Origin of the sequence: Pseudoalteromonas sp. SR41-8 (assembly GCF_014163915.1) — a bacterium.
Lineage (GTDB): Bacteria > Pseudomonadota > Gammaproteobacteria > Enterobacterales > Alteromonadaceae > Pseudoalteromonas > Pseudoalteromonas rhizosphaerae.
This window is the reverse complement of sequence record NZ_JACJEE010000015.1, coordinates 61,197-76,247: the sequence shown is the minus strand read 5'-3', so window position 1 is coordinate 76,247 and position 15,051 is coordinate 61,197. Positions and strand designations below refer to the sequence as shown.

19 protein-coding genes are annotated in these 15,051 nt (G+C 40.7%); 2 read left to right on the top strand and 17 right to left on the bottom strand.

Annotated features, from left to right (window positions below; all coding sequences use genetic code 11):
• Window positions 1–57 precede the first annotated feature (57 nt).
• The 17 genes from H5162_RS11940 to H5162_RS11860 form a co-directional block, all read right to left on the bottom strand.
• Window positions 58–1,002, bottom strand: coding sequence for a DUF4097 family beta strand repeat-containing protein (locus H5162_RS11940; protein WP_182778614.1), 945 nt, complete (start codon window positions 1,000–1,002; stop codon window positions 58–60).
• A gap of 11 nt (window positions 1,003–1,013) precedes the next feature.
• Window positions 1,014–1,496, bottom strand: coding sequence for a hypothetical protein (locus H5162_RS11935; RefSeq protein WP_182731620.1), 483 nt, complete (start codon window positions 1,494–1,496; stop codon window positions 1,014–1,016).
• Complete coding sequence (locus H5162_RS11930) at window positions 1,483–2,034, bottom strand: RNA polymerase sigma factor (protein ID WP_182718069.1); 552 nt, start codon at window positions 2,032–2,034, stop codon at window positions 1,483–1,485. Before H5162_RS11930 ends, H5162_RS11935 begins: the two co-directional genes overlap by 14 nt.
• Window positions 2,035–2,225: 191 nt before the next feature.
• Window positions 2,226–4,058 carry a hypothetical protein gene (locus H5162_RS11925; protein ID WP_182731621.1) on the bottom strand — a complete coding sequence of 611 codons (1,833 nt, stop codon included), beginning with the start codon at window positions 4,056–4,058 and terminating at the stop codon, window positions 2,226–2,228.
• Complete coding sequence (locus tag H5162_RS11920; protein WP_182731622.1) at window positions 4,058–4,582, bottom strand: PilW family protein; 525 nt, start codon at window positions 4,580–4,582, stop codon at window positions 4,058–4,060. The genes H5162_RS11925 and H5162_RS11920 overlap by 1 nt, the downstream gene beginning before the upstream one ends.
• Window positions 4,582–4,995 (bottom strand): prepilin-type N-terminal cleavage/methylation domain-containing protein, encoded by a 414-nt coding sequence (locus tag H5162_RS11915; RefSeq protein WP_182778612.1) that lies wholly within the window; start codon window positions 4,993–4,995, stop codon window positions 4,582–4,584. Before H5162_RS11915 ends, H5162_RS11920 begins: the two co-directional genes overlap by 1 nt.
• On the bottom strand, window positions 4,995–5,444 hold the full coding sequence (locus tag H5162_RS11910) for a GspH/FimT family pseudopilin (RefSeq protein WP_182731624.1): 450 nt from the start codon (window positions 5,442–5,444) through the stop codon (window positions 4,995–4,997). The genes H5162_RS11915 and H5162_RS11910 overlap by 1 nt, the downstream gene beginning before the upstream one ends.
• Window positions 5,445–5,446: 2 nt before the next feature.
• Window positions 5,447–5,884 (bottom strand): type IV pilin protein, encoded by a 438-nt coding sequence (locus H5162_RS11905; protein WP_310736427.1) that lies wholly within the window; start codon window positions 5,882–5,884, stop codon window positions 5,447–5,449.
• Window positions 5,885–6,161: 277 nt separating this feature from the next.
• Complete coding sequence (gene rplI / locus H5162_RS11900) at window positions 6,162–6,614, bottom strand: 50S ribosomal protein L9 (RefSeq protein ID WP_145236982.1); 453 nt, start codon at window positions 6,612–6,614, stop codon at window positions 6,162–6,164.
• A gap of 36 nt (window positions 6,615–6,650) precedes the next feature.
• Complete coding sequence (gene rpsR / locus H5162_RS11895; protein ID WP_002962753.1) at window positions 6,651–6,878, bottom strand: 30S ribosomal protein S18; 228 nt, start codon at window positions 6,876–6,878, stop codon at window positions 6,651–6,653.
• 12 nt (window positions 6,879–6,890) lie between these two features.
• On the bottom strand, window positions 6,891–7,208 hold the full coding sequence (gene priB / locus H5162_RS11890; protein ID WP_182731625.1) for a primosomal replication protein N: 318 nt from the start codon (window positions 7,206–7,208) through the stop codon (window positions 6,891–6,893).
• Between the two features lie 54 nt (window positions 7,209–7,262).
• Window positions 7,263–7,604, bottom strand: coding sequence for a 30S ribosomal protein S6 (gene rpsF / locus H5162_RS11885; protein ID WP_145236974.1), 342 nt, complete (start codon window positions 7,602–7,604; stop codon window positions 7,263–7,265).
• 253 nt (window positions 7,605–7,857) lie between these two features.
• Complete coding sequence (gene rlmB, locus H5162_RS11880; RefSeq protein WP_182778610.1) at window positions 7,858–8,604, bottom strand: 23S rRNA (guanosine(2251)-2'-O)-methyltransferase RlmB; 747 nt, start codon at window positions 8,602–8,604, stop codon at window positions 7,858–7,860.
• Entirely contained in the window at window positions 8,601–11,096 is a 2,496-nt protein-coding gene (gene rnr, locus H5162_RS11875) for a ribonuclease R (protein WP_182778608.1), read from the bottom strand. Before rnr ends, rlmB begins: the two co-directional genes overlap by 4 nt.
• Window positions 11,097–11,216: 120 nt before the next feature.
• Window positions 11,217–11,831, bottom strand: a complete 615-nt coding sequence (locus H5162_RS11870; RefSeq protein ID WP_182718062.1) for a DNA-binding response regulator — start codon at window positions 11,829–11,831, stop codon at window positions 11,217–11,219.
• Window positions 11,831–12,931, bottom strand: coding sequence for a sensor histidine kinase (locus tag H5162_RS11865; protein WP_404936220.1), 1,101 nt, complete (start codon window positions 12,929–12,931; stop codon window positions 11,831–11,833). The genes H5162_RS11870 and H5162_RS11865 overlap by 1 nt, the downstream gene beginning before the upstream one ends.
• Window positions 12,932–12,944: 13 nt before the next feature.
• A complete protein-coding gene (locus tag H5162_RS11860; protein WP_182731628.1) occupies window positions 12,945–13,271 on the bottom strand; it encodes a multidrug efflux SMR transporter in 327 nt (108 codons plus the stop codon).
• Between the two features lie 217 nt (window positions 13,272–13,488).
• On the opposite strand from H5162_RS11860, the gene H5162_RS11855 reads away from it, so the two are divergent.
• Window positions 13,489–14,355, top strand: coding sequence for a DMT family transporter (locus H5162_RS11855; protein ID WP_182731629.1), 867 nt, complete (start codon window positions 13,489–13,491; stop codon window positions 14,353–14,355).
• The gene (locus H5162_RS11850) at window positions 14,352–15,050 is read left to right on the top strand and encodes a glycerophosphodiester phosphodiesterase family protein (protein ID WP_145236954.1); all 699 of its coding nucleotides are present in this window, start codon (window positions 14,352–14,354) and stop codon (window positions 15,048–15,050) included. Before H5162_RS11855 ends, H5162_RS11850 begins: the two co-directional genes overlap by 4 nt.
• Window position 15,051 lies beyond the last annotated feature (1 nt).

Below are 15,051 nucleotides of genomic sequence, written 5' to 3'. Positions count from 1 at the left end.
TGGCTACGTTGTGCAAAGAGCAAAGCAGGATTTCTTTTCCTACTTTGCTACGGGAGATTACTTTTGCTTACGTAATTCTATGCGCCCACTGATAGTGTCTATTTCAATATCAGCATCACCACCATTAACCGCAAACTCCAATTCACTTGATGGCCCATATTTCGCTTTTTTAACTTTATCGTCACTCAACTCATTAATAATTTTACCATTGGCATGCGCTTCAATTTCAAACCGCGCAGAAACATCCGTCGGGAAGTAAAAATCGGCATCGCCACTAACAGATTCATAAGTAATTTGCGCACCTTTTAGTAACTCATTAATATGTATTTCACTCTCACCATTTACCGTGCTAATACGTAAGCTTTTTAATGCCTGAAAAGCAAAGTCGATATCGCCATTAACATTCTCTAAGCGAACTTCTTGAGCTGTTGTTTTGGATTTAATATCACCATTGACAGCAGTAAAGCGCAGCGTGCCTTGTGAGTCTTTGTCATTAATTTCGCCGTTTACGGTTTCATAGCGTATATCACCTTTTAAGCCTATCGCACTGACATCACCATTAACGGTATCCACACTAATATTGCCACTGATGTTTTGTAAGTTAATATCACCATTAACGACATCAATATCAGCCCCGGCGATCAAATTTTTAGCACTGATAGTGGCGTTAACACCGGTAAATTCAAGTTCGCTGCTATTTGGCATATAAATAACTAATTGAGAACCATCGCCACTATTCCAACCGTTATTATTGTTACGCGGCATTTTAACGATAAATTCGATACGATCTCCTGCCACTTCTAAACGATACCCTTGTGCTTTATCATCAAGCTCACCGGTGATCTGTAATTGTGATTTATCCCAGCCCTCAATACGTACATCACCGCGTTGGTTATCTATAAAAATACGCTTATTAGCGGGCACCTCAATTTGTTCATTGATTTTCTCACCAGCAGAGGCGAAAAACGGCAATAAAGTTAGTGCTAATAGTAATGTTTTCATGGTTGATACTCCTAAATTTGTTGCCACTTCGGTGCATGCACCTTATTGATTAGATCTAATTGCTGCTGATAAACCTGTGCTAGCATTTTTAATAACGCTGGATTCTCAGGCTCATTGTCGAGGGCTTGCTTTATTGCCCGCTCAGCGTCCTCTAATTCTGTTAATTGCTGTTGCCAGTTATCTGTCAATGCAGGCTGATTTTGATATTGCACCAACAAGGTTTGTTTTTGCTGGGTAAAATAGTCACTCATCACCACACTTGTCGCAGGCTCAGAGCCGGAAAACAGCAACTGCACGGTTAATAAAGCCGCCACTGAGCATGCTGCCACACCCGCTAATTTAGGCCACAGCGCAGCTTTACCTTGCGCCTGAGGAGCATGCGTTAATGCTTTTTCGATACCTGGCCATAAATCTTTTTGTGGTGAGATCTCTGACTCAGTGTTATTGATTGACTCAGCTAAAAATGTTTCAAAATTAGGCTTACTCATTTTCATACCACTCTTTTAATAACTGACGGGCGCGATGAAATTGCGACTTACTAGAACCCACTGCCATTCCTAACATAGTGGCAATCTCTTCATGGCGATAACCTTCAATGGCGTGCAGCACAAATACCATACGAGCTCGCTCAGGTAGTCGTAATACTAACTTGTCGAGTCCATTTAGACCTTGGCAATCTGTTGCGCTTTGTTCATCCATACCGCTTTGCTCGAAGCTCACTACTTTTTGCAACCAATTCTTATGTTTACGTAAATAGCTAATCGCAATATTACTGGTGACACTGTGCAGCCAAGTTGAAAACTGTGACTGTCCTTCAAAGCTAGCGATTTTATGCCACAGCTGCACAAATACTTCTTGAGTTGCATCTTCGGCATGTTCGCGATCTGCGAGTAACCGTAAGCACAATCCATAAACCCGCTTTACATGTAATTCATAAAGTGCAGCATAAGCATTTTGATCACCGCTTTTTACACGGGTAATAAGTGCATCTTCGCTTAGCTGTGTAAAAGCATGTTTTGCATCTATCAACATCGTTGATGTTGTCCCTTTATGATTATTATTATGAAATGAGTATACCTAAGCACTCAGGAAATACGATCTTTCAGAATTTTAAGTTTCTTGAATAGTTAGACGTGAGATGTAAGTGAAAAGGTTTAAATGACATGAAATTATTTTTAACAAAAAACGGCTAACTTATCAGCTAGCCGTTTTATCAAGTGGTTTTATAACGTTGCTTCTGGGGGATCTTCTTCGGGCCCTTCAGTGGTTTTTTCCGGTACTTTATATGACCAGCCAAGGAAAACTAATTTGCCGTCAGACGCGCTGCCCCCACCACTACTTATATTTGCTAGATTTGAATCATGGTGAATACCACCTTTGCCAGACGCTGAAACCGTTTTGCCCCGAATTGAGCCACTGAAACCACCATTAGCGACGACTTTAACATCAGTCTTTGGCGCATAGATGGCTGCATACAAATTAGCATCAGCATCAATATCAATACCATTGGCTTGTTCATTGCTGGAATAAATACTGAATACCGGTTTACCAGTTTTGGTTAACCCATGCTTCATTGTGATCGACCCTGGAGACGCTTTCAATTTTACTTTACCGTTGACATAAAGGCTTAAGCTGCTGCCTTGTGCTATATGGATCTCTGAAGCGCCTTCCATCATGAAGTGACCATTTACTATCAAGGTTACATCACCACCCGCGACTTTTAAAATGCCATTATTTAATGAGAAGTTACCTGCTTTTAATACTTTTACATCAACAACGTTCTCAATTGTGTTTAACGTATAATTAAGTGTCGCAGGACGTGCGCCTAACCACTTTTCCCATACATAATCACCTTGATTTTCAATCTTAGACTGAGCTATCTCAGGCGTTAACTCGTAGATAACACGTGTTTCTGGCTTATCAGAGACTAGTGTTGAACTACCGTGTTTCACAATAATATTTTCGGCGCTAGGATCAACCAGGCCATCAACAACCGTTGTTATATTTATTGAATCGCACTGTGTTTGCCCTGCTGTAAAATTATCAGGATCTTGAAAAGGTACCAACTCAACATTTGGTGATACATTATAACGTGGATCTGAGTAAGGAATACCACCTTGTTCAAGGTGTGGTGCTAAATCTTTTGCATTTAATTTGCCGCCATATAAAACGTCTAAGCCGTCATTATTTCTATTTTCTAGCACAGTACTCGCACTGTTATTAGGGAAGTTAAGATCTTTATTTGCTCTAACTACGCCTAATATTTTTCCTTGCTTCCAGGTAACCCCTCCCGCCGATAAAACATCTCCGCCTACAGCTGTATCAAGTGGAAAACCATCGGGTAAAACAGGATCAGTCGATACTGTAAAATTCGAATCAATTGTAATATGGTTATTTGCACGCAATGTGCCTGTGATTGGAGATGAGCCGGAAAAAGTAATACTGCCAGTCGCATGAACACTCCCCCAAATAGTTGAAGCACCTGATAATGTAACATCCTTATCTTTATAAACCGTGCCTATGACAGCGCCAGCCTCAGCCTTGTCAGGATCGTAATCCCCTTTACTTGAGTCATAGCTATCAATTCGACCACTGGCACTGAGTGACACCCCTTCACAGCCCACAATTGCGTTCTCAAAAACAGAGCCTCCTTTACCTGGCGTAAATCCAAACCGTGCGACTAAATTACTTTGTGCATCACCACCATAACGCTCACCCAAGCTGATGATTTCCAGCTCTCCAGCAGCATTTTTACTAATACTGGCATTATAAGTTGCATCTTCACCAATCAAACCGCGGCCTGATGCTGTGCCTGTCGCTGCGATCAAGCCATCGATATCTAAGGTTTTATCATCTGAAAAAGCTTGCTGTAATAACTTAGCTTCTTCGAAAACACCTTTTTCAGCGAGTAAACGGCTATTTATTTTCTTTTGAAAATTGCCACTCATACGCTCTTGAATAATATTTTCACGCAATGAATTAAGTACCACAATACTCGCCATACTGGTGAGGATAAGTACTGTTACAAGCGTAAAACCACTTTGTTTTTTAGCCATTACACACCACCAAAAGCATTGTTTAAAATAACATTAGAGACCGCAATATCAATGGCAATAGTGTTTCCAAATTGCGCAGGTAAATTATCTGGGCCAACATTAATAGTGACAATGTTATTATCAATTGCAAAACTCAACCGGGCGACTCCCGTCAATAACCGCTCTGCTGGAGCTGCTCCTAATGTACACATTAAATTATTGCCTACTAGGCTATAAACTTCATTTATATCAGCTGTTGATACACTGCCATTACAGGTGATAACCCCTGCTGGCTGAGTAACAGTAATTGCCGAGCCATCTGCTGCAACCAAAGGTGCGCTTGGTGTTTGTTTAATGCTACGCGTAAAAACCTTACTTGTGTAACGTATTACTTCTTGCGCATTTTCAAGCTCTTTACTAACTGAAATAGTGCCTTTAATAGCTGAGTATGAAAGGCTAACTCCAGCTAGTAGGAATGAACCAGCGGCTAGAGCCACCATCAGTTCTACAAGGGTATAACCTCGCGGACGATAAATTGCCATCATCAAATACACCCAACTGGTAGCTCAGGGTAACTAGCATTTAAGGTAATTTGATTTTCTAATTGAGCAGGGTCTTGTTGCTTGATCCGCTCATCAGCCCATGAAACTGTGATTTGCATATCATGCGCATACGCCACAGGTAAGCTCAGCTGATAATCATCGATTTGCGGGTCTAAAGAGGCACGAAAGTTAGCATCCGTGAATAAAGCTGGATTTGTCGTTTGTAACTCACACAAGCGAGGCCAAATACGCTCTAAAGTATTTTGCCCTTGCACCAGCGATACAGTGTAATTAAAACTGTTAGTGGCATATTGTAGCGATTTGAGCTGAGCTGCTGCCAACCCTAATAAAGCAATACCGGCGATAACAACTGACAGCATCACTTCTAATAATGAAAAGCCACTTTGTTTAATCATTATGCACATGCCACTGATTTTTCAGCTAACCAATTTTGGCCGCTTTTTAAAATGCACAAGTAATAATCTACCGTTTTATCATTGTCATCTTTAATTAAAATCTCGCTCGCCGCAGAGATTTCGCCACTTGACCACACGGTACGATCAACTAAACCAACTGTTACACCATGATGTTGGATGACGAATTCTTTTAATACTGTATCAACACCATCAACAGCTGCTGTTACCTGCCATTTATCACCACTTACCACTAGCTTAATCTCACGATTACGTTTTACCGCCTCACTGCGCGCATATTTATACACACTATTGAGCTGATTTGCGGTGGTAACAACCCGATCTTGCATGATTTGCTGGCTAAAAGAAGGAAACGCTAATACCGCCATAATCGCAACGATCCCAACCACAATCATCAACTCCACTAATGTAAAACCGGCTGTTCTAGTCATTGTTACTCCCAGCAACTATTAGCATCAGCTGATTGTGTGCCATCATGCTTAATCACTAATGCACCACAGCGATCTCCTGCTTGGGCAGAACCGATTTTTGGGGTTGCAGTTAATGTAAAAGCACGACTTTTAAAATTAGCATCAGCTGCAGCGCCACTAACGCGGTTTAGCGCTGTATAAGTAAAAGTATAAAAATCTGTATTTTTTGCCGTATCAAAAGCATTTGGATAACCACCATTACGCGAATAAATACGCTCTAATACTGCACCATGTTGCAACATTACTTGTTGAATATCGGCACGGCGACTACGCTCCATATGCTCAATATATGAAGGCATAGCTACACTGTATAATATGCCTAGAATGGCAACGACTATTAATAACTCGATTAATGTGAAACCAGAAGAAAGCTTCGCATTTTTTATCATCTGCTCTTTCAATTTAAACATCCTTAACACTATGCCCAGTGCACAAACAATATACAGTGACAACGCTGTCACTGTCAATAATCTGTAACCTAATTACAATGCAGCTACATTTTAATAGGTATAAATAATTAGTTTTTATTTTAAATCAAACTATACCAGATAAAAAACCTAAAAAAGGGACTTTAATCAATATTTATGTGGGAAATGATATGCTAGCTAGTGATATGTGTGAGAATAATAAACAAAAAAGCCGTGCTTTTCAGCACGGCTTTTTTCGCTTAATTAGAAATTAAGCTTCAGCGATTACGATTACTTTGATAGTAGCCGTTACTTCTGAATGAACTGCGATTGATACGTCAAATTCGCCAGTCTCACGGATAGTACCTAGAGGTAAACGAACTTCTGACTTAGCAACTTCAACACCAACAGCTGAGATAGCGTCAGCGATGTCGCGAGTACCGATAGAACCGAATAACTTACCTTCGTCACCGGCTTTAGATACTAATGTAACTTCAGCTAATGCTTCAAGCTTATCAGCGCGTGCTTGTGCAGCAACAAGCTGGTCAGCGATTTTCGCTTCAAGCTCAGCACGACGTGCGTCAAAAGTTTCAACGTTAGCTTTAGTTGCAGGAACTGCCTTACCTTGTGGGAAAAGGAAGTTACGTGCGAAGCCAGATTTAACTACAACCTGGTCACCTAGGCCACCTAGGTTAGCGATCTTATCTAGTAGAATAACTTGCATGTTTCTACACCTTTTAAAAACGTGTTAATCCGCTGCTTACTTATGTAAGTCAGTGTATGGAAGAAGGGCTAAGTAGCGAGCACGCTTGATAGCAGTTGCTAGCTGGCGCTGGTATTTAGCGCTAGTACCTGTAATACGGCTAGGTACGATTTTGCCACTTTCTGTAACATAGTTTCTAAGAGTAGCTAGATCTTTATAATCGATTTGTTGTACGCCTTCCGCTTTAAAGCGGCAGAACTTACGACGTCTGAAATAACGTGCCATGAGATAAATTCCTCAAATAATTCTTTCTATATGCTGAGCATGCAAAACCAATTGGCTAAGGCCGTTACGACCTTCGTGACGATTTAAAAAACCGCTCACTTGCAATGCCTGCCCAACGTGCAAATGTTGAGTCTGTTGTTGCATTTGCTTACCACTAGCAACCACTTGAAGCCGTACATAACTATTACGGTTAAGATCTGCTTCAATTTGCATTGATTTGTGTTCTACAACAAAAATACAATGCGGGATACCAGCAGGGCTTTGGCTAAACTTAGGTGTTTTACAAACAACCCCAGAAATAACCAGCTGATTCATAAAAGGACTGACCATATGGTTTACCTTAAAATTATCGCTGATCAAGTGCCATGCTTGGACTCAAAACAATTAAGCAGCTGGTGCTTCTTTCTTCTCTTCTCTTACAAGAGGAGATGCTTCAGTTACAGCGTCTTTAGTACGCATAACTAAGTTACGAAGCACTGCATCGTTGTAGCGGAAAGTAGTTTCTAGCTCGCTGATTACTTCAGTAGGTGCTTCAACGTTCATAAGAACATAATGAGCTTTATGAAGCTTGTTGATTGGGTATGCCAGTTGACGGCGGCCCCAGTCTTCAAGACGGTGGATAACACCACCAGCTTCAGTGATAGAACCAGTATAACGTTCGATCATACCAGAAACTTGCTCACTCTGATCTGGGTGAACCATGAATACGATTTCGTAATGACGCATGGATATTCCTTACGGTTAATAGAGCCTTCTACCGTTTCAGCCGGTCGGTTTAAGGCAAGGAATTAATATTAAATAGGCCGAAATGAGCGCGCATTTTACGCTTAGTCGGAAAATTAAGCAAGTAGGTTTTTAGCTTTAAGTGGTAAGTTGAAAAATCAGCTATCCGCTCAAAAAGAAAAACCATGCTTATTAAGTCAAGCATGGTTTCAAATTTTATCTCTAAACTGACGGCTACAAGCTTAAAGCTTTTCTTTTATGGCTGTGTCGCATTTCTCTGACGCAGTACTTCAAATAAACAAATACCTGTTGCTACAGATACGTTTAAGCTTGAAACAGTGCCTGCCATTGGGATTTTAACTAACACATCACAATGTTCGCGCGTTAAGCGGCGCATACCTTCACCTTCAGCGCCCATAACAATCGCCATAGGCCCGGTCAGATTGGCATCAAATACATGCACATCGGTTTCGCCCGCAGTGCCAACTACCCACACGCCTGCGTCTTTCATTTCACGCAAAGTACGCGCAAGGTTAGTCACTTGGATCAGCGGTACTGTTTCAGCTGCACCACAGGCAACTTTACGCGCTGTGCCATTTAGTTTTGCTGATTTATCTTTTGGCACAATAATGGCATGAACACCGGCAGCGTCTGCACTACGTAAGCAAGCACCTAAATTATGCGGATCTGTTATGCCATCGAGAACCAGTAAAAATGGCGTTTCTTCACGCGCAATGATTGCATCCAAATCTTTTTCGTTAAAAGTCGGTGCCGCTATAACGTTTGCAATAATACCTTGATGCTGCTCACCCTTTGATTTGTTATCAAGCGCTTTGCGCTGCATAAACTGCACTGATATACCAAATTTACGCGCTTCTTCAATAATTGGAGATAAGCGTTTATCATCACGTCCTTTTAGGGCATAAATCTCAATAAAACGCTCAGGCTCACTTGCGAAAATTGCTTCAACAGAGTGAAAGCCAAAAATCAATTCATTACTCACTTATCACTTGCTCCTGAACTCTTACTTTTACGGGCATTTTTGCCGGGTCTTTTCGGCTTTTTCACGGCCTTTCTCTTTGCTTTTTTTGCAGTCGTTGTAGTGCCAGCATCCGCTGATTTTCCTGCAGGCTTCTTTTTACCTCGACTGGCACTGTTTTTTTTTGGCTTTGGTTTTCCCTGATCAGAACGACCACTAAGTTCACCTGACTCTTTCGCCTCAGCTTTTTTACCTGGTATTTTGCCACGTTTTAGCTGCGAACGAACACTTGCCGGCTGATGCCCTTTTGCATCACCACGACGACGCGCGTATCTGTCTTGTGCAACATCGCCACTGAGCGTTAAATTGATGCGACGCTCATCTAAGCTTACCGATGCCACCTGAACCGTGACTTTATCGCCTAAACGATAAACTTTACGAGAATGCTCACCAATCAAGCAATGTTTAGCGCCATCATATTGAAAATACTCATCGCCTAAATTAGTGACATGGATAAGGCCATCAATTTGTAAATCAGCTAAGCGAATAAACAAACCAAAGTTAGTAACCGATGAGATCACTCCTTCAAATTCGTCGCCCACATGATCTTGCATGTATTCACATTTCAGCCAATCAGCTACTTCACGGGTTGCGTCATCTGCACGACGCTCCGTATTCGAACACTGCTCGCCCAATTGCGCGACTTCTTCGTCACTATAAACATACGCACCCGACGTAACCATACCTTGGGCTTTCAAAATGCCTTTAATCGCACGATGTACGACTAAATCTGGGTAACGACGAATTGGCGAGGTGAAATGTGCATATTCACCTAATGACAAACCAAAGTGACCGATGTTTTCAGCTTGATATACTGCCTGCTTCATCGAACGCAGTAGCATAGTTTGGATAAGTTCAGCATCAGGGCGGTCGCCAAGCTTGGCTAACACATGGGTAATTTCTTTTGGTGTTGGCTCATCACTGAGTGTTGATTCAATACCCAACTCTGATAAAAACTGTCTAAAGTTAGCCAGTTTTTCACCATCTGGTTCAGCATGAACACGATAAAGCGCGCTGGCTTCGTGTTTTTCAAGCATTTTAGCCGCTGACACATTGGCTAAAATCATACATTCTTCAATCAGCTTGTGAGCGTCATTACGCAGCACCGGCACTATTGATTCAATCTTACGCTGAGCGTTAAATACAAAGCGTGTTTCAAGGGTTTCAAACTCAATCGCTCCGCGCTCTTGGCGGGCGGCTTTTAATGCCATATACATTTGCTGTAAATCAGTTAAATGTGGCACGACCGGTGCGTATTCAGTACGTAACTTCTCATCACCTTGTAAAATAGCGTTTACTTTGGTGTAGGTTAAGCGAGCATGCGAATTCATCACCGCTTCGTAAAAACGATAGCCTGATAATTTACCTTCAGCCGATACCAGCATTTCTGCGACCATACATAAACGGTCAACTTTTGGATTTAATGAACACAAGCCATTGGACAATACTTTTGGCAGCATAGGAATAACTTGCTCAGGGAAATACACTGAGTTACCACGTTCGATTGCCTCGGCATTAAGTGGGGTATTCATTGCGACATAATGGGATACATCAGCAATCGCTACCCATAACCGCCAACCACCCGATTCAACAGGCTCACAATACACCGCATCATCAAAATCGCGAGCATCTTCACCATCAATCGTAACCAATGGTAAATCACGTAAATCAACTCGATTTTGCTTGTCACCTTCTTCGACAAACTCACCTAAGTGTTCAACCTGCTTTTCAACCGCTTCTGGCCATACATGCGGGATATCGTGATTACGCAGTGCCACTTCAATTTCCATACCAGGGGCTAAATGCTCACCCAGTACATCAATGATTTTCCCTACCGCATTCATATTACGGTTAGGGTTTTGGGTAATTTGCACTTGCACCATTTGGTTGTGACGTGCGCCGTTTTCACTGCCCGGCAAAATAATAATATCTTGGGTGATACGTGGATCTTCCGCCACCACCACTGCTATGCCATGCTCAACAAAATAGCGACCAACAATCGGTGCTCGCTCGCCAGCCAGCACTTTAATAATACGCGCATCGCACTTGCCGCCGGAGCCTCGTTTGGTGCCTTTAGCCAGTACTATGTCGCCATGCAGCACCGAACTCATTTGATGCTTGGCAATAAACCAGTCTTTACTTTCGCCTTCGACTTCTAAAAAGCCAAACCCGTCACGGTGACCGATTACTTTGCCTTTAACAAGCCCAGCTTCATCAATTAAGGCGTAGCATTTAAATTTATTAAAGAAGAGTTGACCATCACGCTCCATGGCACGTAAACGACGCTTAAAAGCAATTTGACGCTCATCATCGTTTACCGCTAACTCCTCACATAATTGATGAAAATTAGCAGGCTTGGCACGGTCTTTTATATGAGTAAGTATAAACTCACGACTTGGGACAGGGTTTTCGTACTTTTCTTGTTCTCGACTGAGATTAGGATCTTGGTTTGACATTCACTATCTTGTTAATTGGTTATGATGTTATTTTAACCCATAACCGATCAATGAGACAGGCAAAAGCTATGAAACTTTTAAGAAAGCGCTTTTACTTGCTTTAAACAGCTTATTACGGCGTTATAACCAACCTTTTTGTTTGGCTATACGCGCTGCATCTACTCGGTTTATGGCATTTAATTTAGCAATAGCGTCTGATAAGTAATTACGTACCGTGCCCTCGCTTAAGTATAACCTTGCGGCAATATCGGCTGTTTTCAACCCTTCACTTGCGAGTTGTAATGCTTTTCGTTCTTTATCTGTCAGCGGATCAGTATCATCTAATGCGTTAATAGCAAGCTCAGGATCAATAACCTTTTGCCCGTGCATTACTTTTTTAAGCGCGCTAATTAATTCATCGCTCGGGGCTTCTTTTAAAATAAAGCCCTTAACGCCAGCACTTAAAGAACGCCTAATATAACCCGCTCGCGAAAAGGTGGTCATAATAACTATTTTTATAGCAGGGTATTTTGATGCAATTTGCTCACTGAGTTCGATGCCGTTCATGCTAGGCATTTCGATATCGGTTAAAATAATATCAGGAAGAGAGTTACTGTCTAGCATGTTTATGGCTGTTAATGCATCTTGCCCGTTACTTGCTTGACCAATTACCTCAATATTAAAATCTAGACTTAATAATGCTGCGATTGCGTCGCGCACAAGCCCCTGATCTTCTACTAAATACACCTTGATCATTAGAAACCCTTCGCTGTTAAAGGCAGCATTACATTTAAACTAAAGTTATCCTCACAGGTAAATGTAGCCTTACCACCTAGCTGCTCTGCTCGTTCTTTAATGCCATTTAAGCCATTTCCAGGTTTTATTGAGCTGCCTGGTGCATGATCAATCACATTGATTATTAATTGCTGCTGATTTTGCGTTATGCTAATTATACATTTCTTGGTGCTGCTATGGCGTAGTAAGTTAGTAACAACCTCCTTAATTATAAGACTTGCTATGCCTTCTACTTTCGCAGGTAACGCATTTAACTTCACGTTAAAATCGGCCTCAAAACCTTGCTCGATTAGCCTTTGTTTTAATTGTGAAATTTGACTCGCAAGATTGAGCTGTTTTAAATCACTGACAGCACTTCTCACATCACTCAATAGCTGCCTTGCAAGCTCTGCAACTTGGGCAATTTCAGTATTTGCTTGTGTGTAACGTTCACCTTGATTTAATTTATTAGCAAGCTCTGCTTTTAAAGCAATAGATGAAAGAGAATGGCCTAGAATATCATGTAAATCGCGAGCAATACGCTCGCGCTCAGCAATAGCTGCTAATTGCTCTAATTGTTTTGCACTTTCTTGCTCACGAATTTTATGAATATGCTCTTTACGCGTAGCGACACCAAAACTAAAAAGTGCAATACTCAATATTAATGAGCCACCTAAAAAATATTGTGGGTTATCAATATCTGTAATATAAGTACTAAACACCACACCAATAAAGACCCCTGTAACTGACATCGCTCGAGATAATTTTGCAAAACTAAAACCGGCAATAAAAGCTGAAAAACCAAATAATGTAGAGCTACCTGTCGTTAAAAAGCTTGCAAAAATACACACTAAGAGCATCGCAATAAATAATTTCGTTACTTCCCCTTGTTTTTTATTTACAGCCTGAATATACAGTGTAATAAATGTTATATAAAAACCTAAAGTAGCACTGATATTAAGTGTACTTAAGTGGGAAAAATTAAAAATGGTAGGCAATAAATAAAAAACCGAAAAAAGTAAATGCCCCCAACTCCAAAAGGATTTTGCTTTAGTCTTTGGGGTTAATTTATTAAGTAGCATACTCATCCTTAATTTAATTGCCTTGCACTTTCAGACCAACAATACCTATAAGAATCAAAATAATACAACCAATTTGAAAAGCAGATAATGGCTCTTTAAACCACACAAAGCTCATAATCGTTATTCCTAAAGTACCAATTCCTACCCATACAGCATAACTAATACCCAAAGGTAAAGACTTTAAAGCAAATGATAAAAATGCAAAACTTACCCACATCGCTAAAAAAGTAATCACACTTGGCCATAATTTAGTGAAACCATTGGATTGCTTCATAGACAACGCCCACACGACCTCAAATATACCTGCTATTAGTAAACTAACCCACGCTGCAATATTCATCAATTTATCACTCCTTAGTTATTAAATTTATGGTGTTTATTACCTTTAATAACTTAACTATCCCTTTTAATGATGAGTGAGTGTAGTGTAAATTGTCATGAATAAAACTGACTTTTGTCATACATAAAGATACACAATACCTAGTCATAACACCTAGACACTAAGCTCTTTGATAACAGGCAAAGTGCTGGTATTAAAAAAATAAAAAGGTTCATAGATGCAGGCTCAACAGCAAAGTTTAGTTTATTTACACATTGCGGTATTACTTTTTGGTGGCACAGCACTATTTGCCAAATTAATAAATCTAAACGCATTAGATATTACCGTGTACCGCGCAGCCATCGCGGGTCTGGCTATTATGATATTGCTGTTATGGCAAAAAAAAGCAATTAAACTCAGCTGTGCTAAAGATTACTTAATTGCTTTGTTGTTAGGAGCTGCTGTAGGTATACATTGGGTCACCTACTTTGCTGGTATGCAAATGGCTGGGATTGCGGTTGGCATGATTGCATTTTTTACCTACCCTGTGATCACCGTATTTATTGAACCATTCTTTAATGGTAGTAAACCCAAAGTAAACGATTTGCTCAGCGCAGGTGTAGTAATAACTGGGATCTATTTGCTGACCCCAAATGCAGATATGGGTAATGATGTCACCTTAGGCGTGGTAACAGGTGTTATTTCAGCATTTTTTTTCGCATTTAGAAATATTGTTCATAAGCGATACTTTAGCCACTACGGTGGGCCACAAACTATGTTTTATCAAACATTAGTGGCTAGCTTGTTATTATGTGCTTTTATTGAAGTACCAGTGATTAATATATCGAACCAAGATCTAGGGTTATTGCTCGTCGCTGGCGTAATTTTTACTGCAACTCCGCACTCTTTATTTGCAGCAAGTTTACAGTATTTATCAGCATCAACAGCGGGACTTATTTCTTGTTTACAGCCTTTATACGGCACATTTTTAGCTTTTTTGCTGTTGCATGAACAACCTTCACTACAGACCCTGCTTGGCGGTGCTTTAGTGATCAGTGCAGCATTTTACGAAACATGGTCAGTTACTCGGAAACACACATTATGATAAAAGTTTTTGCTCATCGCGGCGCCAGTGGCACTTATCCAGAAAATACCCAGAGTGCGATAACCGCAGCAGTCGAAATTGAAGTCGATGGTATTGAAGTCGATGTACAAAGCTGTTTGGATGATTACATGATCATCCATGATACTTGGCTAGATCGCACCACCAGCGGCCGTGGCAAAATAAATAAACTCACCCGAGAGCAAATTCAATGTTTTGATGCTGGCAATGGCGAATTTGTCCCAACCCTACAGCAAACTATTGATTGGACAGCCAATAAAGTGCTCTTAAACCTTGAGTTAAAACACACTTTCTCGTTGGATAAATTTGTTGAGCTGATTGAGTTAAATATCGTTAATAACAAACTATCTCAGGATATGCTGTTAGTCTCTTCATTTGATCATCATCAATTAATGTGGCTTAAACAAAAACTACCTTGGCTAAAAATTGGCGCGTTAACGGGCTCCATTCCTATCAACTATGCCGAATTTGCCCAACGCTTACAGGCGTTTAGTATTCATGTTGATAAAAACTTTATTAACCATGAGTTTGTCGCGGATGCCAAACAACGCGGCTTACAAGTTTATGCATACACGGTTGATAAACAAGAAGATATTGAGTTAATGCTGAGTTTTGGTGTCGACGGAATTTTTACTAATTACCCATGCAACACGAAAATGATTTTAAACTCACTGTAGT